This window comes from Pseudomonas carassii (genome assembly GCF_036324045.1).
Classification (GTDB): Bacteria; Pseudomonadota; Gammaproteobacteria; order Pseudomonadales; family Pseudomonadaceae; genus Aquipseudomonas; species Aquipseudomonas peradeniyensis.
The window spans coordinates 124,752-147,343 of record NZ_JAZDCT010000011.1; the positions used below are offsets into that span (position 1 = coordinate 124,752).

Annotated in this window: 17 protein-coding genes and 7 tRNA genes; 6 read left to right on the forward strand and 18 right to left on the reverse strand. The window is 65.0% G+C overall.

Going from position 1 to position 22,592, the window contains the following annotated elements; all coding sequences use genetic code 11:
• Positions 1–187: 187 nt before the first annotated feature.
• From asd to leuC, 4 genes are all read right to left on the reverse strand, one after another.
• Entirely contained in the window at positions 188–1,300 is a 1,113-nt protein-coding gene (gene asd, locus V0R62_RS10840) for an aspartate-semialdehyde dehydrogenase (protein ID WP_330103723.1), read from the reverse strand.
• 63 nt (positions 1,301–1,363) lie between these two features.
• The gene (gene leuB / locus V0R62_RS10845; protein WP_330103724.1) at positions 1,364–2,446 is read right to left on the reverse strand and encodes a 3-isopropylmalate dehydrogenase; all 1,083 of its coding nucleotides are present in this window, start codon (positions 2,444–2,446) and stop codon (positions 1,364–1,366) included.
• A 90-nt stretch (positions 2,447–2,536) separates the two neighbouring features.
• Positions 2,537–3,181, reverse strand: a complete 645-nt coding sequence (leuD, locus tag V0R62_RS10850; protein ID WP_110739341.1) for a 3-isopropylmalate dehydratase small subunit — start codon at positions 3,179–3,181, stop codon at positions 2,537–2,539.
• Positions 3,178–4,611 (reverse strand): 3-isopropylmalate dehydratase large subunit, encoded by a 1,434-nt coding sequence (gene leuC, locus V0R62_RS10855; RefSeq protein ID WP_110739340.1) that lies wholly within the window; start codon positions 4,609–4,611, stop codon positions 3,178–3,180. Before leuC ends, leuD begins: the two co-directional genes overlap by 4 nt.
• A gap of 131 nt (positions 4,612–4,742) precedes the next feature.
• Here leuC and V0R62_RS10860 point away from each other — a divergent pair, with 131 nt between their 5' ends.
• Both V0R62_RS10860 and V0R62_RS10865 read left to right on the forward strand, forming a co-directional pair.
• Positions 4,743–5,621 carry a LysR family transcriptional regulator gene (locus tag V0R62_RS10860; RefSeq protein WP_028690430.1) on the forward strand — a complete coding sequence of 293 codons (879 nt, stop codon included), beginning with the start codon at positions 4,743–4,745 and terminating at the stop codon, positions 5,619–5,621.
• Positions 5,622–5,682: 61 nt separating this feature from the next.
• Positions 5,683–8,979: a PAS domain S-box protein gene (locus V0R62_RS10865; RefSeq protein WP_330103725.1), complete on the forward strand. Its 3,297-nt coding sequence runs from the start codon at positions 5,683–5,685 to the stop codon at positions 8,977–8,979.
• A gap of 188 nt (positions 8,980–9,167) precedes the next feature.
• On the opposite strand, the gene V0R62_RS10870 is transcribed toward V0R62_RS10865, so the two are convergent.
• The 12 genes from V0R62_RS10870 to gltX form a co-directional block, all read right to left on the reverse strand.
• Positions 9,168–9,611, reverse strand: a complete 444-nt coding sequence (locus V0R62_RS10870; RefSeq protein ID WP_186735837.1) for an Hsp20 family protein — start codon at positions 9,609–9,611, stop codon at positions 9,168–9,170.
• Positions 9,612–9,759: 148 nt separating this feature from the next.
• Positions 9,760–10,731 carry a tRNA dihydrouridine synthase gene (locus V0R62_RS10875; protein ID WP_234561571.1) on the reverse strand — a complete coding sequence of 324 codons (972 nt, stop codon included), beginning with the start codon at positions 10,729–10,731 and terminating at the stop codon, positions 9,760–9,762.
• 52 nt (positions 10,732–10,783) lie between these two features.
• Entirely contained in the window at positions 10,784–11,218 is a 435-nt protein-coding gene (locus V0R62_RS10880) for an acyl-CoA thioesterase (protein ID WP_096048341.1), read from the reverse strand.
• A 44-nt stretch (positions 11,219–11,262) separates the two neighbouring features.
• Positions 11,263–12,096: an alpha/beta fold hydrolase gene (locus tag V0R62_RS10885; protein ID WP_330103726.1), complete on the reverse strand. Its 834-nt coding sequence runs from the start codon at positions 12,094–12,096 to the stop codon at positions 11,263–11,265.
• A 24-nt stretch (positions 12,097–12,120) separates the two neighbouring features.
• Positions 12,121–12,660: a TetR/AcrR family transcriptional regulator gene (locus V0R62_RS10890; RefSeq protein ID WP_028690424.1), complete on the reverse strand. Its 540-nt coding sequence runs from the start codon at positions 12,658–12,660 to the stop codon at positions 12,121–12,123.
• Between the two features lie 171 nt (positions 12,661–12,831).
• Positions 12,832–12,907, reverse strand: a tRNA-Glu gene (locus V0R62_RS10895).
• Positions 12,908–12,949: 42 nt separating this feature from the next.
• Positions 12,950–13,025, reverse strand: a tRNA-Ala gene (locus V0R62_RS10900).
• A 66-nt stretch (positions 13,026–13,091) separates the two neighbouring features.
• Positions 13,092–13,167, reverse strand: a tRNA-Glu gene (locus tag V0R62_RS10905).
• Between the two features lie 42 nt (positions 13,168–13,209).
• A tRNA-Ala gene (locus tag V0R62_RS10910) sits at positions 13,210–13,285 on the reverse strand.
• A gap of 53 nt (positions 13,286–13,338) precedes the next feature.
• Positions 13,339–13,414, reverse strand: a tRNA-Glu gene (locus V0R62_RS10915).
• Positions 13,415–13,486: 72 nt separating this feature from the next.
• Positions 13,487–13,562: transfer RNA gene (locus tag V0R62_RS10920), tRNA-Ala, on the reverse strand.
• Between the two features lie 324 nt (positions 13,563–13,886).
• Positions 13,887–15,368: a glutamate--tRNA ligase gene (gene gltX, locus V0R62_RS10925; RefSeq protein WP_186716428.1), complete on the reverse strand. Its 1,482-nt coding sequence runs from the start codon at positions 15,366–15,368 to the stop codon at positions 13,887–13,889.
• Positions 15,369–15,510: 142 nt separating this feature from the next.
• Here gltX and V0R62_RS10930 point away from each other — a divergent pair, with 142 nt between their 5' ends.
• Together V0R62_RS10930 and V0R62_RS10935 are read left to right on the forward strand one after the other, a co-directional pair.
• Positions 15,511–16,560 carry an HlyD family secretion protein gene (locus V0R62_RS10930; protein WP_330103727.1) on the forward strand — a complete coding sequence of 350 codons (1,050 nt, stop codon included), beginning with the start codon at positions 15,511–15,513 and terminating at the stop codon, positions 16,558–16,560.
• A gap of 49 nt (positions 16,561–16,609) precedes the next feature.
• Entirely contained in the window at positions 16,610–18,100 is a 1,491-nt protein-coding gene (locus tag V0R62_RS10935; RefSeq protein WP_186716437.1) for an MDR family MFS transporter, read from the forward strand.
• A 166-nt stretch (positions 18,101–18,266) separates the two neighbouring features.
• Here V0R62_RS10935 and uvrB read toward each other — a convergent pair whose 3' ends face one another.
• Entirely contained in the window at positions 18,267–20,282 is a 2,016-nt protein-coding gene (gene uvrB / locus V0R62_RS10940; RefSeq protein ID WP_050704719.1) for an excinuclease ABC subunit UvrB, read from the reverse strand.
• A gap of 289 nt (positions 20,283–20,571) precedes the next feature.
• On the opposite strand from uvrB, the gene V0R62_RS10945 reads away from it, so the two are divergent.
• Positions 20,572–21,768 (forward strand): amino acid aminotransferase, encoded by a 1,197-nt coding sequence (locus V0R62_RS10945; protein WP_028690419.1) that lies wholly within the window; start codon positions 20,572–20,574, stop codon positions 21,766–21,768.
• Positions 21,769–21,830: 62 nt separating this feature from the next.
• Positions 21,831–21,906, forward strand: a tRNA-Asn gene (locus tag V0R62_RS10950).
• A gap of 54 nt (positions 21,907–21,960) precedes the next feature.
• On the opposite strand, the gene V0R62_RS10955 is transcribed toward V0R62_RS10950, so the two are convergent.
• Positions 21,961–22,377, reverse strand: a complete 417-nt coding sequence (locus V0R62_RS10955; RefSeq protein ID WP_330103728.1) for a cupin domain-containing protein — start codon at positions 22,375–22,377, stop codon at positions 21,961–21,963.
• Positions 22,378–22,592: the final 215 nt, after the last annotated feature.

Sequence of the window (22,592 nt, forward strand, 5' to 3'; positions counted from 1 at the left end):
AATACAGTTGCGTGACAGAGCAATGATTGATGTTTGAGGCGATACGCCGACGAACGCACAGAACGCCGACTTCGCCAACGAATGCGCATGAAAACTTCGAAACCAACACGCTATCCAACGCCCAGAAAAAAGCCCGCATCACTCTCGCGACACGGGCTTTTCAACAGATCAACTCAAACCACTCGAATCACCGCTCCAGCAGGATCCGCAACATCCGCCGCAGCGGCTCCGCAGCGCCCCACAGCAACTGGTCGCCAACGGTGAAGGCCCCGAGATACTGCGACCCCATGTTCAGCTTGCGCAGCCGCCCAACCGGCACATTGAGCGTCCCGGTCACACTGGTAGGGCTCAGCTCCTGCATGCTGATCTCGCGCTGGTTAGGCACCAGCTTCACCCAGGGGTTGTGCTGGCTGATCATGCCTTCGATATCCGCCAGCGGCACATCCTTATTCAGCTTGATGGTCAGCGCCTGGCTATGGCAACGCATGGCACCAATGCGCACGCAGATGCCGTCGACCGGGATCGGGCTCTTGAAGCGACCGAGGATCTTGTTGGTCTCGGCCTGGGCCTTCCACTCTTCACGGCTCTGCCCGTTCGGCAGCTCCTTGTCGATCCACGGGATCAGGCTGCCGGCCAGCGGCACGCCGAAGTTGTCGGTCGGGAAGCCCTCGCCACGCATGGCCTCGGCCACCTTGCGGTCGATGTCGAGGATGGCGCTGGCCGGGTTGGCCAGGTCATCGGCGACCGCCGCGTGGATACCGCCCATCTGCTTGATCAGCTCACGCATGTTCTGCGCGCCGGCGCCCGAGGCCGCCTGGTAGGTCATGGCGCTCATCCACTCGACCAGGCCAGCCTCGAACAGGCCGCCCAGGCCCATCAGCATCAGGCTGACGGTGCAGTTGCCGCCGATGTAGTTCTTGGTGCCCGCGTCCAGCTGCTGGTCGATGACCTTGCGGTTGACCGGATCGAGGATGATCACCGCGTCGTCCTGCATGCGCAGGGATGAGGCCGCGTCGATCCAGTAGCCCTGCCAGCCGGCTTCGCGCAGCTTGGGGAAGACTTCGTTGGTGTAGTCGCCGCCCTGGCAAGTCAGGATCACGTCGAGGGTCTTGAGCTCGTCGATGCTGTAGGCGTCCTTGAGCGGGCCAGTGTCCTTGCCCACGTTCGGGCCTTGGCCACCGACGTTGGAGGTGGTGAAGAACACCGGCTCGATCAGGTCGAAGTCCTGCTCTTCGAGCATCCGCTGCATGAGCACGGAACCGACCATTCCACGCCAACCGATCAGACCTACACGTTTCATCGCAACTACACCTTTGCTAAAAGTGGGCCGCCACCGGGAGTTTTTGGTGGCGGGCCAGAGAGATTACAGATTCCGCAGCGCTGCGACTACTGCGTCGCCCATTTCCTGCGTACCCACCTTGCGGCAGCCCTCGGAGAAGATGTCGCCGGTGCGCAGGCCCTGGTCCAGCACCCGGCTCACCGCCTGCTCGATCGCCTCGGCGGCGGCCATCTGGTTGAAGCTGTAGCGCAGCATCATCGACACCGAGAGAATGGTCGCCAGCGGATTGGCGATGCCCTGCCCGGCGATGTCCGGCGCCGAACCGTGGCACGGCTCATACATGCCCTTGTTGTCGGCATCCAGCGACGCCGAAGGCAGCATGCCGATGGAACCGGTGAGCATGGAAGCCTCATCCGACAGGATGTCACCGAACATGTTGTCGGTCACCACCACGTCGAACTGCTTGGGCGCGCGGACCAGCTGCATGGCGGCGTTGTCCACGTACATGTGGCTCAGCTCGACGTCCGGGTAGTCCTTGGCCACCTCTTCGACCACTTCGCGCCACAGCTGGCTGGAAGCCAGGACGTTGGCCTTGTCCACCGAGCACAGCTTCTTGCCGCGCACGCGGGCCATGTCGAAGCCGACACGGGCGATGCGGCGCACTTCGCTCTCGCTGTACGGCAGGGTGTCGTAGGCCTGGCGCTCACCGCCTTCCAGCTCGCGCTGGCCGCGTGGCGCGCCGAAGTAGATGCCGCCGGTCAGCTCGCGGACGATGAGGATGTCCAGGCCGGAAACGATCTCGGGCTTGAGCGACGAGGCATCGGCCAGTTGCGGATAGAGGATGGCCGGGCGCAGGTTGGCGAACAGGCCCAGTTGCGAACGGATCTTCAGCAGGCCGCGCTCCGGACGGATGTCACGCTCGATCTTGTCCCACTTCGGGCCACCCACGGCGCCCAGCAGCACGGCGTCGGCCTGGCGCGCACGCGCCAGGGTCTCGTCGGCCAGCGGCACGCCGTGCTTGTCGATGGCGGCGCCACCGATCACGTCGTGGGTGAGGCTGAAGCCGAGCTGGAACTTGTCGTTGGCCAGTTCCAGCACCTTGACCGCCTCGGCCATGATTTCCGGGCCGATGCCGTCACCTGGGAGAATCAGAATCTGCTTGCTCATGCTTTCCTCTATCCAATCAAGCGGCGCGCCTCGCAGGCGCGCCGAAGTACTTCAGTGTCCAATGCCCTTCTGCGCGGGGCAAGCAGTCAATCACGCGTCGCGGAACAACCAGGGCTGGCTGGCGCGGTGCTTGCCCTCAAACGCCTTGATCGCGTCGCTGTCCTGCAGGGTCAGGCCGATATCGTCCAGGCCGTTGAGCAGGCAGTGCTTGCGGAACGCGTCGATCTCGAACTTCAGTACCTTGCCGTCCGGGCGGGTCACGGCCTGGGCCTCGAGGTCGATGGTAAGCTGGTAACCCGGGTTGGCCTCGACCTGCTTGAACAGCTCGTCGACCTCGGCAGCGTCGAGAATGATCGGCAACAGGCCGTTCTTGAAGCTGTTGTTGAAGAAGATGTCGGCGAAGCTCGGCGCGATCACGCTGCGAAAACCGTACTCGTCGAGCGCCCACGGGGCATGCTCGCGGCTCGAGCCGCAACCGAAGTTCTCCCGCGCCAGCAACACGCTGGCACCCTGGTAACGCGCGTGGTTGAGGACGAAATCCTGGTTCAACGGGCGCTTGCTGTTGTCCTGGTAAGGCTGGCCGACGTCCAGGTAACGCCACTCGTCGAACAGGTTGGGGCCGAAGCCGGTACGCTTGATCGACTTGAGGAACTGCTTGGGAATGATCTGGTCGGTGTCGACGTTGGCGCGATCCAATGGCGCGACAAGACCGGTGTGCTGGGTAAAGGCTTTCATGCTGCGCTCCCTTGGATCAACTCGCGGACATCGATGAAGTGGCCGGTCACCGCGGCGGCGGCGGCCATGGCCGGGCTGACCAGGTGGGTTCGACCACCGGCGCCCTGGCGGCCTTCGAAGTTGCGGTTGGAGGTGGACGCGCAGTGCTCGCCGCTCTCCAGGCGGTCCGGGTTCATCGCCAGGCACATCGAGCAGCCTGGTTCACGCCATTCGAAGCCGGCCTCGAGGAAGATCTTGTCCAGCCCTTCGCGCTCGGCCTGGGCCTTGACCAGCCCCGAGCCCGGTACCACCAGCGCCTGCTTGACGTTGGCGGCCACCTTGCGGCCCTTGGCAATCTCGGCCGCGGCGCGCAGGTCTTCAATGCGCGAGTTGGTGCACGAGCCGATGAACACGCGGTCGAGCTTGATGTCGGTGATTGCCTGGTTGGCGGCCAGGCCCATGTACTTGAGGGCGCGCTCGATCGAGCCGCGCTTGATCAGGTCGGGCTCGGCGGCCGGGTCCGGCACACGCTGGTCGACGGCCAGAACCATCTCCGGCGAAGTGCCCCAGCTGACCTGCGGCTTGATCTGCGCGGCGTCGAGTTCGACCACCGTGTCGAACACGGCATCGGCGTCGGACACCAGGCCTTTCCAGGCCTCGACGGCCTGCGTCCACTGCTCGCCCTTTGGCGCGTACGGACGGCCTTCGACATAGGCGACGGTGGTGCCGTCGACAGCCACCAGGCCTACCCGGGCACCGGCTTCGATGGACATGTTGCAGATGGTCATGCGGCCTTCCATCGACAGCTCGCGGATGGCGCTGCCGGCGAACTCCATGGCGTGGCCGTTGCCGCCGGCGGTGCCGATCTTGCCGATCACGGCGAGGACGATGTCCTTGGCGGTGACGCCGGCGGGCAACTCACCCTCGACGCGCACCAGCATGTTCTTCATTTTCTTGGCCACCAGGCACTGGGTGGCGAGCACGTGCTCGACCTCGGAGGTGCCGATGCCATGGGCCAGGGCGCCGAACGCGCCGTGGGTGGAGGTGTGCGAGTCGCCGCAGACCACGGTCATGCCCGGCAAGGTCGCGCCCTGCTCCGGGCTGATGACATGGACGATACCCTGACGCTCGTCATTCATCTTGAATTCGACGATGCCATATTCGTCACAGTTCTCATCGAGGGTCTGCACCTGAAGGCGCGACACCTGGTCGACGATGGCCTCGATACCGCCCTTGCGCTCCGGCGTGGTCGGCACGTTGTGGTCGGGGGTGGCGATGTTGGCGTCGATGCGCCAGGGTTTGCGGCTGGCCAGGCGCAGGCCTTCGAAAGCCTGGGGCGAAGTCACTTCATGGATGATGTGGCGGTCGATGTAGATCAAGGACGAGCCGTCATCGCGGCGCTTGACCTCATGAGCTTCCCAGAGTTTGTCGTAGAGCGTTTTGCCAGCCATCAGACTGTTCCTCATCAGCGTCTTTCTATGCCAAAGACCCCTTGGCTTGTACGGACGATGCTATGGCGATAGATTGAATAACTCAAATTCATAATTTTCATGCTTTGCATAACCATCAGGAATTCAAATAGATGGACCTGGCCAACCTCAGCGCCTTCATCGCCATCGCCGAAACCGGCAGTTTTTCCGGGGCGGGCGAACGCCTGCACCTGACCCAGCCGGCCATCAGCAAGCGCATCGCCGGCCTCGAGCAGCAACTGGACGTGCGCCTGTTCGACCGCCTGGGCCGCGAGGTCACCCTCACCGAGGCCGGCCGCGCCTTGCTGCCCCGCGCCTATCAGATCCTCAACGTACTCGATGATACCCGCCGCGCCCTGACCAACCTCACCGGGGCGGTGAGCGGTCGCCTGACCCTGGCCACCAGCCATCACATCGGCCTGCACCGCTTGCCGCCGCTGCTGCGCGCCTTCACCCGCCAGTACCCGGCGGTGGCCCTGGATATCCAGTTCCTCGACTCGGAGGCGGCCTACGACGAGGTGCTGCACGGCCGCGCCGAAATTGCCGTGATCACCCTGGCGCCCGAGCCGCACCATCTGGTGCGGGCGGTGCCGGTATGGGACGACGCCCTGGACTTCGTCGCCTCGCCCGAGCACCCGCTGGCCAGCAACGGCGCGGTCAGCCTGGCCGACGTGGCGCGCCACCCGGCGGTGTTCCCCGGCGGCAACACCTTCACCCACCATATCGTCCAACGCCTGTTCGAGAGCCAGGGCCTGGTGCCGAACATCGCCATGAGCACCAACTACCTGGAAACCATCAAGATGATGGTGTCGATCGGCCTGGCGTGGAGCGTGCTGCCACGTACTATGCTCGATGAACAGGTGGCGCCCATCGCCCTGCCCGGCATACAGCTGTCACGCCAGCTAGGCTACATACTGCATACCGAACGCACGCTGTCGAACGCGGCCAGGGCCTTCATGGCCTTGCTCGACAGCCATGCAGGGTCCGCCTGACCGCTCGTCAGTACGGCATGACATCCACAAGGACGCGTTTTCCGCCAAAGGTCTGGTACCGATGCCCAAATCAGCAAACCGCTTTCCGCGCCTGCCACGCATCCCTGCGGCCGATCCCCAGGAATCGGAGCTGGCCTGGCAGAACGCTCCCCAGCTGCTGGCCGCGCTCAACGGCGCGCGCCTGGGCGCCTGGCTGTGGGACATCGAGAGTGGCCGGGTGAGCTGGTCACGGGGCACCCAGGCACTGTTCGGCTTCGATCCGCAGCGCCCGCTGCCCAACGATGTCGACTACCTGGACCTGCTTCCCGAGGAAGACCGCGCCCGCACCCGCCAGGCGTTCCAGGCCGTGGTCAATGGCGAACCGGTGGAGCAGGCCATGCGCCACCGCATCCGCTGGCCCGATGGCAGCGTGCACTGGCTGGAGATCAACGGCAGCTTGACCCACGACCCCCATGGCCGGCCACAGATGATCGGGGTCATTCGCGAGATCACCCGCCAGCGCGAGCGGGAAACCGCGCTGATCAACTCGGAAAAGCGCTTCGCCACCCTGTTCCACCTCAGCCCCAACGCCATCCTCCTGACCCGCCGCCACGACGGCCTGATCATCGAGGTCAACCAGCATTTCGAGCACATGTTCGGCTGGCCGGGCGCCCAGGTGGTCGGCAAGACCAGCCTGGAGCTGGGCCTGTGGGTCAATCCCGAGCAGCGCCACCTGGTGATGGACGCCACCCGCGCCGGCAGCGGGCCGTTCACCCTGGAGGTGCAGTTCCGCGCCACCAGCGGCAAGATCCACGACGGCATCCTCTGCACCCAGGGCATCGAACTCGAAGGCGTCACCTACCTGATCAGCACCTTCGTCGACACCACCGAGCGCAAACGCGCGGAACAGGCGCTCAAGGACAGCCAGGAGCGCCTCGACCTGGCCCTGGACTCGGCCCAGCTCGGCACCTGGGACTGGCACATCCCCAGCGGCATGCTCTACGGCTCGGCCCGCGCCGCCCAGTTGCACGGGCTGGACCCGGTACCGTTCCACGAGTCGTTCGAGGCGTTCTTCGAAGGCGTGCCCGAACACGAGCGCAGCGTCATGCGCCAAGCCTACCGCAGCCTGCGCGAGGGGCCGGCGGGCAACTACCAGATCACCTACCGCGTGCAGCTGGACAACGGCGCCTCGCGCTATATCGAAAGCCGCGCCCGATTGTACCGCGACGACCAGGGCAACCCGCTGCGCATGGCCGGCACCCTGCTCGACATCACCGACCAGGTCGAGCGCGAACAACGCCTGACCGCCTCGGAAGAAAAATTCGCCAGCCTGTTCCAGGTCAGCCCCGACCCGATCTGCGTGACCCGCCAGGACACCGGCCAGTTCATCGAGATCAACCCGGCCTTCAGCCAGACCTTCGGCTGGAACCCGGAGCAGATCCTCGGCCAGACCGCCGAGGAGATCGGCCTGTGGGCCGAATCGGCCGAGCGCGCCCAGCGCATCGAGCGGGTGATCCGCGACCAGGCCTTGAGCAACGTGGCGGTAGTGGTCAACCACCGCAACGGCACGCCGCTGACCTGCGTGATATCCAGCCGCCTGATCAGCGTCGACAGCCAGCCCTGCAGCGTCACCACCCTGCGCGACATCACCCAGCAGCAACGCGCCGAGGCGGCGCTCAAGGCCAGCGAGGAGAAATTCGCCAAGGCCTTCCACTCCAGCCCCGACGCCATCACCATCACCGAGCGCCAGAGCGGGCGCTACGTGGAGGTCAACGACGGCTTCAGCCGGCTGACCGGCTACAGCCCCGAGGAAGTGGTGGGGCGCACGGTCTACGAGATCGGCATCTGGGCCGACGAAAAGCAGCGCGCCGCCCTGCTCAACGAGCTGCGCGAGCGCGGCCGCGTGCATCACCGCGAAATGCTCGGGCGCAACAAGCGCGGCGACATCCTCACCGTGGAAGTCTCGGTGGAGCCGATCAGCCTCAACGAGACCGATTGCCTGCTGATCAACGCCCGCGACGTCAGCCTGCTGAAGAACGCCCAGGCGCAGATCCGCCACCTGGCCTACCACGACCCGCTGACCAACCTGCCCAACCGCGCCCTGCTGATGGACCGTCTGAGCCAGCAGATCGCCCTACTCAAACGCCACAACCTGCGCGGCGCGCTGCTGTTCCTCGACCTCGACCACTTCAAGCACATCAACGACTCCCTCGGCCATCCGGTGGGCGACACGGTGCTGAAGATCATCACCGCCCGCCTCGAGGCCAGCGTGCGCCTGGAGGACACCGTGGCACGCCTGGGCGGCGACGAGTTCGTGGTGCTGCTCAGCGGCCTGGAGGGCAGCCGCGAGGTGGTCGAGAGCCGGGTCCGCGAGCTGGCCGACACCCTGCGCGAGCTGCTGGCCGAGCCAATGTCACTGGACGGCCAGCGGCTGCAGGTGACGCCGAGCATCGGCGTGGCGCTGATCCCCGACCATGGCGCCACCCCCGCCGACCTGCTCAAGCGCGCCGACATCGCCCTGTACCGGGCCAAGGACTCCGGCCGCAACACCACCCAGTTGTTCCACACCACCATGCAGAAGGCCGCCAGCGAGCGCCTGCGCATGGAGAGTGACCTGCGCCTGGCCCTTGCCCGGGGCGAACTGGCCCTGCACTTCCAGCCCCAGGTCGATGCCCGTGACAACCGCATCGTCGGCGCCGAGGTGCTGCTGCGCTGGCACCACCCACAACTGGGCCAGCAACCGCCGGCGCAGTTCATCCAGGTGCTGGAGGAAAGCGGCCTGATCCTCGAAGTCGGCAGCTGGATCCTCGACGAAGCCTGCGATGCCTGCGCGCGCATGCTCGCGGACGGCCTGATCGACGCCGACGACTTCAGCCTGTGCGTCAACATCAGCCCGCGGCAGTTCCGCCAGAACGACTTCGTCGAGCGGGTACTGCGCAGCCTCGACGACTACCGCCTGCCGCGGCGCATGCTGACGCTGGAGATCACCGAAGGCATCGTCATCCAGAACCTGGAGGACACCATCAGCAAGATGCGCGAGCTCAAGGGCTACGGCGTGAGCTTCGCCATGGACGACTTCGGCACCGGGTATTCCTCGCTCACCTACCTCAAGCGCCTGCCGGTGGATGCGCTGAAGATCGACCAGACCTTCGTGCGCGACGCGCCGGTCGACCCCAACGACGCCGAGATCGTCCGCGCCATCGTCGCCATGGCCCGCAGCCTGGAACTGGCGGTAATTGCCGAGGGTGTGGAGCTGACCGAGCAGTTGGAATTCCTCGAGCGGCTGGGTTGCCACCTGTACCAGGGCTACCTGCACAGCCGACCGCTGCCGCTGCCGGAGTTCCGCCAGATGCTGCTGGAGGCGCCGGCGGATTACTAATCAAGCGATCCCCTGTAGGAGCGGCCTTGTGCCGCGAAAGGGCTGCACAGCAGCCCCGGCGATTGCTGCTTTAACGCTGAAACCCTGGGGCTGCTGCGCAGCCCTTTCGCGACACAAGGCCGCTCCTACAGGGTCCGCATAAAACAGAAAGGGCACCCGAAGGTGCCCTTTCTTTCATCCCGCCGAACTCAATTCAGCGCCGGCTTCTCGCCGTTGATCGGGATGCGCTTGGCCTTGGCCTCTTCCGGCACGATGCGCAGCAGTTCGATGCTGAGCAGGCCGTTGGCCAGGCCCGCGCCCTTGACCTCGATATGGTCGGCCAGGCGGAACGATAGCTTGAAGGCGCGCTGGGCAATGCCCTGGTGCAGGAAGGTGACGCCTTCGCCAGCGTTGTCGCGCTTGCCGCCGGTCACGGTCAGGACACCTTTTTCGACCTGCAGGTCGAGGTCCTGTTCCTGGAAGCCGGCTGCGGCAACCACGATGCGATAGTGGTCATCGCCATGCTTTTCCACGTTGTAGGGCGGGTAGCTGCTACCGGCCTCGTTACGGGCGGCGGCTTCGAACAGGTCGTTGAAACGGTCGAAACCGACGGAGTTGCGGAAAAGCGGTGCGAGAGAGAAAGCGGTAGTCATGGTCATTAACTCCTGAGATTCAGCAAGTAAAGTCACTACGCGACCCGACTTCGGCATCGCGTACTCAAGAGATAGGTCCGGGCAAAAGGCTTTCAAGGGCTGGCCTGAAAATTTTTTTGACTGGGTATGGCCCCGCGATAGCGCCAGCTCAGGCGACACAAGCCTCGACAGCCCGCATCTCCACGCCCAGCAACCCACTGATCCGCTGGCAGTCATCCTCCCGACGCAACTCGGCGAACAGCGCCACCGCTTCGGGATAGCCACGGGTCAGCATCGCCAGCCACTGTTTCATCCGCCCCGGCGCGTAGCGCGGCGACAGCTTGTCCTGGGCCTGGCGCCAGAACTCGCGCAAAAGCGGCAGCAGCTCGTCCCAGCTCATCGGCTGGTACTCGACGCCATCGCGGGCCGCGGCGATCTGCAGGGCCAGGTCCGGGCGCGACACCAGCCCACGGCCCAGCATGATGTCCCTGGCGCCACTGACCTCGCGGCAACGCCGCCAGTCGTCGACCGTCCAGATCTCGCCATTGGCGAACACCGGCACCGCGACCACATCCTGCACCCGCGCCACCCACTCCCAATGGGCCGGCGGCTTGTAGCCCTCGACCTTGGTCCGCGCATGCACCACCAGGTGCGCCGAGCCGCCTTCGGCCAGCGCCCTGGCGCAGTCCAGCGCGCCGTCGGGGCTGTCGTAGCCCAGGCGCATCTTCGAAGTCACCGGGATATGCGCCGGCACCGCGCGACGCACCTCGCGGACAATGGCATGCAGCAGCTCAGGCTCCTTGAGCAGCACCGCCCCGCCCCGGGACTTGTTGACGGTCTTGGCCGGGCAGCCGAAGTTCAGGTCGATGACCGGCGCGCCCAGCTCGCAGGCCAGGGCCGCGTTTTCAGCCAGGCACACAGGATCCGAGCCGAGCAGCTGTACACGCATCGGCACGCCGGCGGCGGTGCGCGCGCCCTGGCGCAGCTCCGGCGCCAGCTTGTCGAACGACGACGCCGGCAGCAGGCGGTCGCAGACGCGGATGAACTCGGTGACGCACCAATCGATGCCGCCCACCCGGGTCAGGACGTCGCGCAGGATGTTGTCGACCAGCCCCTCCATCGGGGCCAGGGCAATTTGCATGTCAGGGTCTCGCCACGAAAAAGGCGGCAGTCTAGCAAAAAACCGCCCCGTTTCAGCGGCCGGTCAGCGCCGGACCGTAGCCGTCGAGGAATTCCGCCGGCATACGCTTGGGCTTGCCGCTGGACAGCTCGATGCAGGCGAAGGTGGTCTGCGCCCGCAGCAGGGTAACGCCGTCACTCGGGCGCTTGAGCTGGAAGCGTCGGGTCATGCGCAGGCGCTGGTCCCAGTCGACGATCCAGGTGCCCAGTTGCAGCTCGTCGTCCTCATAGGCGGCGGCGAGGTAGTCGATTTCATGGCGAACCACAGCCATCGCCCGGTCCAGCCGGCGATACTCGGCCAGGTCCAGCCCCAGGCGCTGGGAATGGCGCCAGGCGCAGCGCTCCAGCCAGGTGACATAGACGGCGTTGTTGGCGTGGCCGAGGCCGTCGATGTCCTCGCTGCCGACGCGTAGGTCGATGATGAATGGTGTTGCCAGATCCCAACTCATGCCCGCTCCTGGTGTTCAGTGACCGGGCAGAGTGTAACGGATGCTCAGGCGCTTTGCCGCGCGCGCTGGCTGGAGCGCGCCAGCAGTTCCATCACCGCCTCGCCCAGGCGCGGGTCGGCCAGCACCCGCTGATGGCCGCCCTCTTCCAGCAGCAGCAAACGGCTGTCGAACCAGGCCTGGTGAATCACCGGCGCCTCGCCGGCCGGCACCACCGGATCGTCCTCGGCATGCACCACCAGGCCCGGCACATCCAGCTGATAGCCACTGACATCCAGGCGCGCCACCTGGACGCCGACATCCCGCTCCACCTGACGGATGAACGCGGCCCTGGCCCGGGCCGGCAGGCCAAGGCGCCGGGCGAAGCCGCGCAGCACGCCGAGCAGACGTGCCGGCGCGGCGATGCTGACCGCCGCATCGGTGCGCAGCCCCCATTGCAGGGCCAGCAACAGGCTGGCGCCGCCCATCGAGTGGCCAATCACCGCCCGCAACGGCGGCAGCTCGGCGGCGGCCTCCAGCAAGGCCCGGGCAAACGCCACCACATGCGCCTGCTCGCCGGGCGAGCGCCCATGGGCCGGCCCTTCCAGCGACACCACGGTGTGGCCGCTGTCGACCAGCCGCTCGATTAGCGCCGCGAACTGGGTCGGGCGCCCTTCCCAGCCATGCATCAGCAACACCGTCGGCCCCTGCCCCCAGCGCAGCGCCGACAGCCCGAAGCGCAGGGTGATGCGTTCGGCGCGGGCCAGCAACGGCAGCTCCCAGGGTTTGGGCGGCAAGGTGCGCGGCGTCATGAAGGCACGACGCATCTTGCCGGCGACATGCTCGGGGACCAGGTAGCCGAGGGTGCCATTGACGCCACGAATCCAGCTCAGGGTAGTCATCGCCTTGCTCCAGGGTCAGGTTGCTCAGATCACCGCCGACTTGGCGGCGCGCAGGATACGGTCGGACAACTCGCCATCACCCAGTGCACGGGCCACGGCCAGGCCGCCCACCATCAGGGCGAAATCGGCGAGCGCCTTGTCGATGTCTTCGGGGCGATCGACCATCTGTGCGGTCATCAGCTCGATGTGTTCGGCCAGCACATTGCGAAACGCCTCCGGCAGGCGTTGCATCTCGCTCAGCGCATTGGGAATCGGGCACGCCTGCACCTCGGAATCACGGTGCTTGCGCGACAGGTAGAAGGCCGCGACCAGGGCCCGACGCTCGGCGCCGTCGAGGGCGGGGTCGAGCTGAGCGAGCAAGGCGCGGCGTTCGCCGAGCAACTGGCTGAACGCCTCGAGCATGAGCTCGTCCTTGCTGTCGAAGTGGGCATAGAAGCCGCCGACTGTCAGCCCCGCGGCGCCCATGACCTGGCTGACGCTCGGCTCGGCCGGCCCCTGCTGGACCAACGCGCTGCGGGCGGCATCGAGGATGCGTTCACGGGTCTTGCTCTTCTTGTCGCTCATGGCTCACCTCAAAACATTATGATCATCATATTATGCTCATAATATTTCCTGGCAAGCGGAATCTGCGGCCATTGATCGGCGCAGCGACATTTTTCGGGAGGCAGAAAAAACAAAAGGCCCATTCAATAATCGAATGAGCCTTATAAGTCCTGCAAAACGCAGGTAAAAAATTGGCGTCCCCTAGGGGACTCGAACCCCTGTTACCGCCGTGAAAGGGCGGTGTCCTAGGCCACTAGACGAAGGGGACTTTAACCTTCGTGCCGACTCGCTGCTGCGAATCGTGGCGAATTGGTGGAGCTAAGCGGGATCGAACCGCTGACCTCCTGCATGCCATGCAGGCGCTCTCCCAGCTGAGCTATAGCCCCGAGTAAAACAAATGACTCACCGATCTGGATGATGAGCCATTCAACTCCCGCAAACGCGGGTAAAAGTGGCGTCCCCTAGGGGACTCGAACCCCTGTTACCGCCGTGAAAGGGCGGTGTCCTAGGCCACTAGACGAAGGGGACGTAACCTTCGTGCCGATCCACTTTCGCGAATCGCGGCAAAATTGGTGGAGCTAAGCGGGATCGAACCGCTGACCTCCTGCATGCCATGCAGGCGCTCTCCCAGCTGAGCTATAGCCCCGGATTTCTAGCCTCGCGGCCCAGCGACATCGTGAAACATCGCTTGTGTGAAACTGGCGTCCCCTAGGGGACTCGAACCCCTGTTACCGCCGTGAAAGGGCGGTGTCCTAGGCCACTAGACGAAGGGGACGAACCTTCTTACCTTCAAGACCCGTTTGCTGGAACCGGTCTTGCCTGACGGCCTTGGCCATCAGTCGGAATTTGGTGGAGCTAAGCGGGATCGAACCGCTGACCTCCTGCATGCCATGCAGGCGCTCTCCCAGCTGAGCTATAGCCCCACAATGTCGCTTTGAACCGAAGCGCTGGCTGGGTGCCTGGCGTTTCGTTTTCGTTCATCGCTGTGGACGGGGCGCATATTAAGATCGGATTGCAGGGCTGTCAAACGAATTTTTGAAAATATTCAAAATTTTTTTCACAGATAACAATCACTTACCGCCCTGCCCTGCTGAATCAGAGCGCCGCTCCCTTGTAGGAGCGGCCTTGTGTCGCGAAAGGACCGCAAAGCGGTCCCTCGATTTCAGCATCAGTGCATGAATCACTAGGGCCGCCATGCGGCCCTTTCGCGGCGCAAGGCCGCTCCTACAGGATCGGTGAAAGCTGGATCAGGCGATGTTCGCCAGCAGCTTCTCCCACTCTTTGTTTTCCTTCTTCGACACGCCACCGAGCAGGTCGATGGCTTGGCGCAGGCGGTAGCGGGTCAGGTCGGGGCCGAGGATTTCCATGGCGTCGAGCACCGACACCGAGCTGGCCTGGCCAGTGATGGCGGCGAACATCAGCGGCATGGCATCACGCAGCTTGAACTCCAGCGACTCGACCACGGCCTGGATGCAGCCGGTGATACGGTCCTTTTCCCACTGACGCAGGCTTTCCAGCTTCCACAGGATCAGCTGCATCACCTGGCGTACCTGGTCGGCCGACAGCTTCTTGCTCTCGAACAGCTTGGCGTCGAGCTTGAGCGCGCCTTCGAAGAAGAAGCCACCCAGCGGGGCGACCTGGCTGAAGGTCTCGACCCGGCCCTGCACGTGCGGGGCGATCTTCATCATGTAGTCGCTGTTGAACGCCCACTTCTGCACGCGCGCGGCGAACTCTTCCACCGGCAGCTCACGCAGCCACTGGCCGTTCAGCCACGACAGCTTCTCGATGTCGAAGATCGGACCACCGAGGGAGATGCGCGACAGGTCGAAGTGCTCGACCATCTCGGCCAGCGAGAACTTCTCGCGCTCATCCGGCATCGACCAGCCCATGCGCCCCAGGTAGTTGAGCATCGCTTCGGGCATGAAGCCCATGCGCTCGTAGAAGGTCACCGAGGTCGGGTTCTTGCGCTTGGACAGCTTGCTCTTGTCGGGGTTGCGCAGCAGCGGCATGTAGCACAGCTTGGGCTGTTCCCAGCCGAAGTACTCATACAGCTTGATCAGCTTGGGCGCCGACGGCAGCCACTCTTCGCCGCGCAGCACGTGGGTGATGCCCATCAGGTGGTCGTCGACCACGTTGGCCAGGAAGTACGTCGGCAGGCCGTCGTTCTTCATCAGCACCTGCATGTCCATGCGGTCCCACGGGATCTCGACGTCGCCACGGAGCATGTCCGGCACCACGCAGACACCTTCGCTCGGCACCTTCATGCGGATCACATGCTGTTCGCCAGCGGCCAGGCGGCGCTGCACTTCCTCGTCGCTCAGCAACAGGGCGCGGCCGTCGTAGCGCGGGGTTTCGCCGCGGGCCATCTGCTCGGCACGCATCTGCTCCAGCTCTTCGGCGGTGCAGAAGCAGTAGAAGGCATGGCCGGCGTCGACCAGCTGCTTGGCGTACTTGGCATAGATCTCGCCACGCTCGCTCTGCCGGTACGGGCCGTGCGGGCCGCCGACGTCCGGGCCTTCGTTCCATTCGATGCCGAGCCAGCGCAGGGCGTCGAAGATCTGCTGCTCGGACTCGCGGGTGGAGCGCAACTGGTCGGTGTCTTCGATCCGCAGGATGAACTCACCGCCGTGCTGCTTGGCGAAGCAGTAGTTGAACAGGGCGATGTAGGCGGTGCCGACATGGGGGTCGCCGGTGGGCGATGGCGCGATGCGCGTACGAACGGTGGTCATGGAGAGTCTCGGACAAAGAGAAACAAAGGCGGAATGTTAGCAGGGAGCGGGCACCGGGCTCCAGCAATGGCGCGATCGTCACTTGTGAGCGTCCGGTCGAGCGCTGTTATATTTGCTTACATTTTCGCAATGACTGCCTCCCATGCCCACTCCACTCAAACGTCGCCTGCTGGTCTTCCTCTCCCTGGTGCTGCTGGTCGGCCTCGCCTTCCTGGCCCATTGGTACTTCAAGGGGCGCTTCTTCGAGAGCACCGACAACGCCTATGTGCAGGGCGAGATCACCCGCATCTCCAGCCAGCTGGGGGCGCGCATCGACGAAGTGCGGGTCGAGGACAACCAGCATGTGCGCAAGGGCGACCTGCTGGTACGCCTGGAAGCCGCCGACTTCGAACTGGCCGTCGAGCGCGCCCGCGCGGCCCTGGCCACCCGCGAGGCGGAACTGGCCCAGGCGCGCAGCCGCCTGACCCAGCAAGGCAGCCTGATCGCGGCCGGCCAGGCCCAGGTCGCCGCCAGCCAGGCCACCCTCGACCGCTCGCAGCTGGACCTCAACCGCGCCCAGGCCCTGCGCAAACCCGGCTTCGTCTCCGAAGAGCGGGTCACCACCCTGTCGGCGGAAAGCCATGTCGCCCGCTCCCAGGTGGACAAGGCCCAGGCCGACCTCAAGGGCCAGCGCCAGCAGGTCGACGCCTTGAACGCCGAACTCAAGCGCCTCGACGCGCAGATCGCCAACGCCCGCGCCGACCTGGCCCAGGCCGAGCTGAACTTGACCCGCTGCGCGATCCACGCGCCGATCAGCGGCACCATCGGCCAGCGCAGCGCCCGCAACGGCCAGGTGGTGCAGGCCGGCGCCTACTTGCTGTCGATTGTCCCCGACGAGGACATCTGGGTGCAGGCCAATTTCAAGGAGACCCAGATCGGCCGCATGCATCCCGGCCAGCGTGCCGAACTGCTGTTCGACAGCTACCCCGACACCCCGATCGAAGGCCGCGTGAACAGCCTGTTCGCCGCTTCCGGCGCGCAGTTCAGCCTGTTGCCGCCGGACAACGCCACCGGCAACTTCACCAAGGTGGTGCAGCGCATTCCGGTCAAGCTGACCTTCGCCGCCGACAACCCGCTGCATGGGCGCATCCGCCCGGGCATGTCGGTCACCGCCACGGTCGACCTGCGCGATGGAGATGCGGATGGCCGGTGATCCGCTGCTGCGCCCCACCGCAGAGCCGACCCGGCGCGACTGGATCGCGGTGATGAGCGTGATGCTCGGCGCCTTCATGGCGGTGCTGGACATCCAGATCACCAACTCGTCGCTCAAGGACATCCAGGGCGCGCTGTCGGCGACCCTGGAGGAAGGCTCGTGGATCTCCACCTCCTACCTGGTGGCCGAGATCATCATGATTCCGCTGACCGCCTGGCTGGTGCAACTGCTCTCGGCCCGGCGCCTGGCGGTGTGGGTGTCGCTGGGTTTCCTGGTGTCGTCGCTGCTGTGCTCGATGGCCTGGAACCTCGAGAGCATGATCGTGTTCCGAGCCCTGCAGGGTTTCACCGGCGGCGCGCTGATCCCGCTGGCGTTCACCCTGACGTTGATCAAGCTGCCCGAACACCACCGCGCCAAGGGCATGGCCATGTTCGCCATGACCGCCACCTTCGCCCCCTCCATCGGCCCGACCCTGGGCGGCTGGCTGACCGAGAACTGGGGCTGGGAGTACATCTTCTACATCAACATCCCGCCGGGGCTGGTGATGATCGCCGGCCTGCTCTACGGGCTGGAGAAGAAGGAGGCGCACTGGGAACTGCTCAAGAGCACCGACTACGCCGGCATCGTCACCCTTGGCCTGGGCCTGGGCTGCCTGCAGGTGTTTCTCGAGGAGGGGCATCGCAAGGACTGGCTGGAGTCGAACCTGATCGTCAGCCTGGGCAGCGTCGCCCTGCTCAGCCTGATCCTGTTCGTGATCCTGCAGTTCTCCCGCCCGCACCCGCTGATCAACCTGCGCATTCTCGGCAACCGCAACTTCGGTCTGTCGAGCATCGCCAGCCTGGGCATGGGTGTCGGCTTGTACGGATCGATCTATCTGCTGCCGCTGTACCTGGCGCAGATCCAGGGCTACAACGCCCTGCAGATCGGCGAGGTGATCATGTGGATGGGCGTGCCGCAGCTGTTCCTGATTCCGCTGGTGCCGCAGTTGATGAAGGTGATCCCGCCCAAGGTGCTGTGCGCCCTGGGCTTTTGCCTGTTCGGCGCGGCCAGCTTCGGCTCCGGGGTGCTCAACCCGGACTTCGCCGGGCCGCAGTTCAACCAGATCCAGGTGATCCGCGCCCTTGGCCAGCCGATGATCATGGTGACCATCTCGCTGATCGCCACGGCCTATATCCAGCCCCAGGACGCGGGCTCGGCGTCGAGCCTGTTCAACATCCTGCGCAACCTGGGCGGCGCCATCGGCATCGCCTTGCTGGCGACGCTGCTGGATGCGCGGACCAAGGAATACTTCGACTACCTGCGCGAGGCGGTGGTGCCGAGCAACCCCCAGGTGGCGGAGCGCTTGGCGCAGCTGGCCGAGCGGCTGGGCAGCGATAATGCGGCGCTGGGCAAGCTGTCCGAGATTACTCACCAGCAGGCCTTGATCATGGCCTACAACGATGCCTTCCATTTTGTCGGGATCGGGCTGGCGGTGAGCATGTTGGCGGTGTTGCTGACGCGCACGTTGCCGCAGGGGTTGAAGGCGGGCGAGGCGCACTGATCGAGTCACGCCTGACCTGTGTAGGAGCGGCCTTGTGCCGCGAAAGGGCCGCAGAGCGGCCCCGGCAATTTCTGCCTTGACGCTGAAATCCTGGGGCTGCTGCGCAGCCCTTTCCGGCCGGTCCGACGCCTCGGCAAGGCCGCTCCTACAGGGATTGCGTACGGCTTTAGCTGGTCAGCAGGCGCTCGCGCAGCTTGCCGATCTCGTCGCGCAACTGCGCGGCGGCCTCGAACTCCAGGTCGCGGGCGAACTGGAACATCTTCTCTTCCAACTGCTTGATGCGCTTGGTGATCTGTGCCGGGGTCTGCAGCTCGGCCTCGTAGCGCTCGGCCTCTTCCGCCGCCTTGGCCATGCCCTTGCGCTTCTTGCTCCGTGCCCCCGGCACCGTGGCGCCTTCCATGATGTCGGTGATGTCCTTGACCACGCCCTTGGGCACGATGCCATTGGCTTCGTTGAACGCCACCTGCTTGGCCCGGCGCCGCTCGGTCTCGTCGATGGCCCGCTGCATGGAACCGGTGATGTTGTCGGCGTAGAGAATCGCCTTGCCGTTGAGGTTGCGCGCGGCACGGCCAATGGTCTGGATCAGCGAGCGCTCGGAGCGCAGGAAACCTTCCTTGTCGGCATCGAGGATCGCCACCAGCGACACCTCGGGCATGTCCAGGCCTTCGCGCAGCAGGTTGATCCCCACCAGCACGTCGAAGGTGCCCAGGCGCAGGTCGCGGATGATCTCGACCCGCTCGACGGTGTCGATGTCCGAGTGCAGGTAGCGCACCCGCACATCGTGGTCGGCCAGGTAGTCGGTGAGGTCCTCGGCCATGCGCTTGGTCAGCGTGGTGGCCAGCACCCGCTCGCCCATGGCCACACGCTTGCCAATCTCCGACAGCAGGTCGTCCACCTGGGTCAGCGCCGGGCGTACCTCGACCTGTGGATCGACCAGGCCGGTCGGCCGCACCACCTGCTCCACCACCCGCCCGGCGTGCTCGGCCTCGTAGGGGCCTGGCGTGGCGGAGACGAAGATGGTCTGCGGGCTGACCGCCTCCCATTCATCGAAACGCATCGGCCGGTTGTCCAGTGCCGACGGCAGGCGGAAGCCGTACTCCACCAGGGTTTCCTTGCGCGAACGGTCGCCCTTGTACATGGCGCCGACCTGGGGAACGCTGACGTGGGATTCGTCGATCACCAGCAGCGCGTCATCCGGCAGGTAGTCGTAGAGCGTGGGCGGCGGCGCGCCGGCCGGGCGCCCGGAGAGGTAGCGCGAGTAGTTCTCGATGCCGTTGCAATAGCCCAGCTCGAGGATCATCTCCAGGTCGAAGCGGGTCCTCTGCTCCAGGCGCTGGGCCTCCACCAGCTTGTTGTGCGAATTCAGGTACTCGAGGCGCTCCTTGAGCTCCTCCTTGATCCCGTCCACGGCCTCGACCAGGGTTTCCCGCGGGGTCACGTAGTGGCTCTTGGGATAGAAGGTAAAGCGCGGCAGCTTGCGGATCACCTCGCCGGTGAGCGGGTCGAAGGCGGCGATGTTCTCCACCTCGTCGTCGAACAGCTCGATGCGGATCGCCTCCAGGTCCGATTCGGCCGGGAAGATGTCGATCACATCGCCGCGCACGCGGAAGGTGGCACGGGCGAAGTCCATCTCGTTGCGAGTGTACTGCAGGTCAGCCAGGCGCCGCAGCAGAGCGCGCTGGTCGAGCTTGTCGCCGCGATCGACGTGCAGGACCATCTTCAGGTATGTCTCGGGGCTGCCCAGGCCGTAGATGCACGACACGGTGGTGACGATGATCGCGTCGCGCCGCTCCAGCAGCGCCTTGGTCGCCGACAGGCGCATCTGCTCGATGTGGTCGTTGATCGACGCGTCCTTCTCGATGAAGGTGTCCGACGACGGCACGTAGGCTTCGGGCTGGTAGTAGTCGTAGTAGGAGACGAAGTACTCCACCGCGTTGTTCGGGAAGAACGCCTTGAACTCGCCGTACAACTGCGCCGCAAGGGTCTTGTTTGGCGCCAGCACCATGGTCGGGCGCTGCACCTGCTGGATGACGTTGGCGATGCTGAAGGTCTTGCCCGAGCCGGTCACCCCGAGCAGGGTCTGGTGCGACAGGCCCGCGTCGATGCCCTCGACCATCTGGCGGATGGCCTCGGGCTGGTCGCCGGCCGGCTGGAATCGGGTGACGAGCTGGAACTCGGACATGACGGACCTCGTGGATGTCGCGGCAACTGTAAATTTAGCCAGTAGTCTATACCCAAATGCGCCCCCTGGGCGCGGGATTCAAGCCCGACCTGTGAACGTTCATGTCAATGGACCGGGCAATTCGACCAATGGTCGAAAAATATTTGCGCAAACAGCCGGAAAAGCTGCGCCAGACTGTCGCAGTGACCGGTCGGTATCACTATACTGACTCCCCGTTTGCGCACCGCTTCAGTGCCTTCGGCTGGAGCGTGGCGACCCCTATCACTCTCCTATCAGAGCCAAGGTAACAATGAGCCTGTTTTCCGCTGTCGAGCTGGCACCCCGCGACCCTATCCTGGGCCTCAACGAAGCATTCAACGCCGACCCACGCACCGACAAGGTGAACCTGGGCGTGGGCGTCTACTGCAATGAGGAAGGCCGCATCCCGCTGCTGCGCGCGGTGATCGAGGCCGAAACCGCCCGTGCCGCCCAGCACGCTTCCCGCGGCTACCTGCCGATCGACGGCATCGCCCAGTACGACCAGGCCGTGCAGAAGCTGATCTTCGGCGCCGAGTCGCCACTGCTGGCCGCCGGCCGCGTGGTCACCGTACAGGCCGTGGGCGGCACCGGCGCGCTGAAGATCGGCGCCGACTTCCTCAAGCGCCTGCAGCCGGGCGCCGTGGTGGCCATCAGCGACCCGAGCTGGGAAAACCACCGCGCCCTGTTCGAGAGCGCCGGTTTCCCGGTACAGACCTACCGTTACTACGACGCCGCCAGCCATGACGTCAACCGCGCCGGCATGCTCGAGGACCTGAACAAGCTGCCAGCCGGCTCGGTCATCGTCCTGCACGCCTGCTGCCACAACCCGACCGGTGTCGACCTGTCGCTGGACGACTGGAAAAACGTCCTGGAAGTGGTCAAGGCCAAGGGCCACATCCCGTTCCTCGACATGGCCTACCAGGGCTTCGGTGCCGGCATCGACGAAGACGCCTTCGCCGTGCGCCTGTTCGCCGAATCGGGCCTGGAGTTCTTCGTTTCCAGCTCGTTCTCCAAGTCGTTCTCGCTGTACGGCGAGCGCGTCGGCGCGCTGTCGATCGTCACCGCCTCGAAGGACGAAAGCACCCGCGTGCTGTCGCAGGTCAAGCGGGTGATCCGCACCACCTACTCCAACCCGCCGACCCACGGTGCCAGCATCGTCGCCGCCGTGCTCAACAGCCCCGAGCTGCGCCAGATGTGGGAAACCGAGCTGGCCGAGATGCGCGAGCGCATCCACGGCATGCGCAAGCAGATGGTCGAGCTGCTGGCCGAATACGGCGCCAAGCGCGACTTCAGCTTCGTCGGTCGCCAGTGCGGCATGTTCTCCTACTCGGGCCTGACCGTGGAGCAAGTGGCGCGCCTGAAGAACGAGTTCGGCATCTACGCCCTGGACACCGGCCGCATCGCAGTCGCCGCGCTGAACCAGAGCAACATTCACGTGGTCACCAAGGCCATCGTCGAAGTGCTGTAACTGCTTGATTGTCTTGGGGGAAGCTTGACTTCCCTCAACCAATCGGTAAGATACGCGCAGATTCCGCGATAGCTCAGTCGGTAGAGCAAATGACTGTTAATCATTGGGTCCCTGGTTCGAGTCCAGGTCGCGGAGCCAAACACTGAAAACCTCCAGATGCGCAAGCACTGGAGGTTTTTTATTGCCTGCGATTCAGGGCTTGGCCAGGGGCTCGGTCACCGGCTTGCCCTCCTCCACCAGGCTCCAGACCAGCAGCTTGGCCGGCGCGCTCTTGCTGGCATTGCGCGACACGCTGTGCACGGTACCCGGCGCCTCGTACCAGAACTCGCCGGCCTTGTAGGTTTTCTCCGGTTCGTCATTGAGCTTGGAGGTCACCGCCCCTTCCAGTACATAGGCCATGACCGCTCCTGGATGCTGATGGGCGGGCGACGCCTGGCCGGGGCCATAGCTGACCGTGAGCATCACGGCTTTCTTGCCGGGGGCATTGGTGGGGAGTTGCTCCTGGAGAATCTTGACCTGGTCGGGCTTCTCGCCGTGGGCCCAGGTAGGCGATAACGGGGCGAGCAGGCCTAATGTCAGTAGGACAATAGGTAGGCGGATGGATCGCATCGGGTTTCTCCTGAGGGGTATCTGCCTGCAGGTTAAGCCCAGGGTTGTGGCGGACAAATGGCCAATTCGCGGAAAAAACGGGAGGCCGATTTCCGGTTTATCGTTTTGGCCGTTGCCGTTGCCGTTGCCGTTGCCGTTGCCGTTGCCGTTGCCGATCAGGAGTCTAGCGCCATAGCCCGCTAGCGACAGCTGCGTCAGCCCAGGCGCCGCCCGTA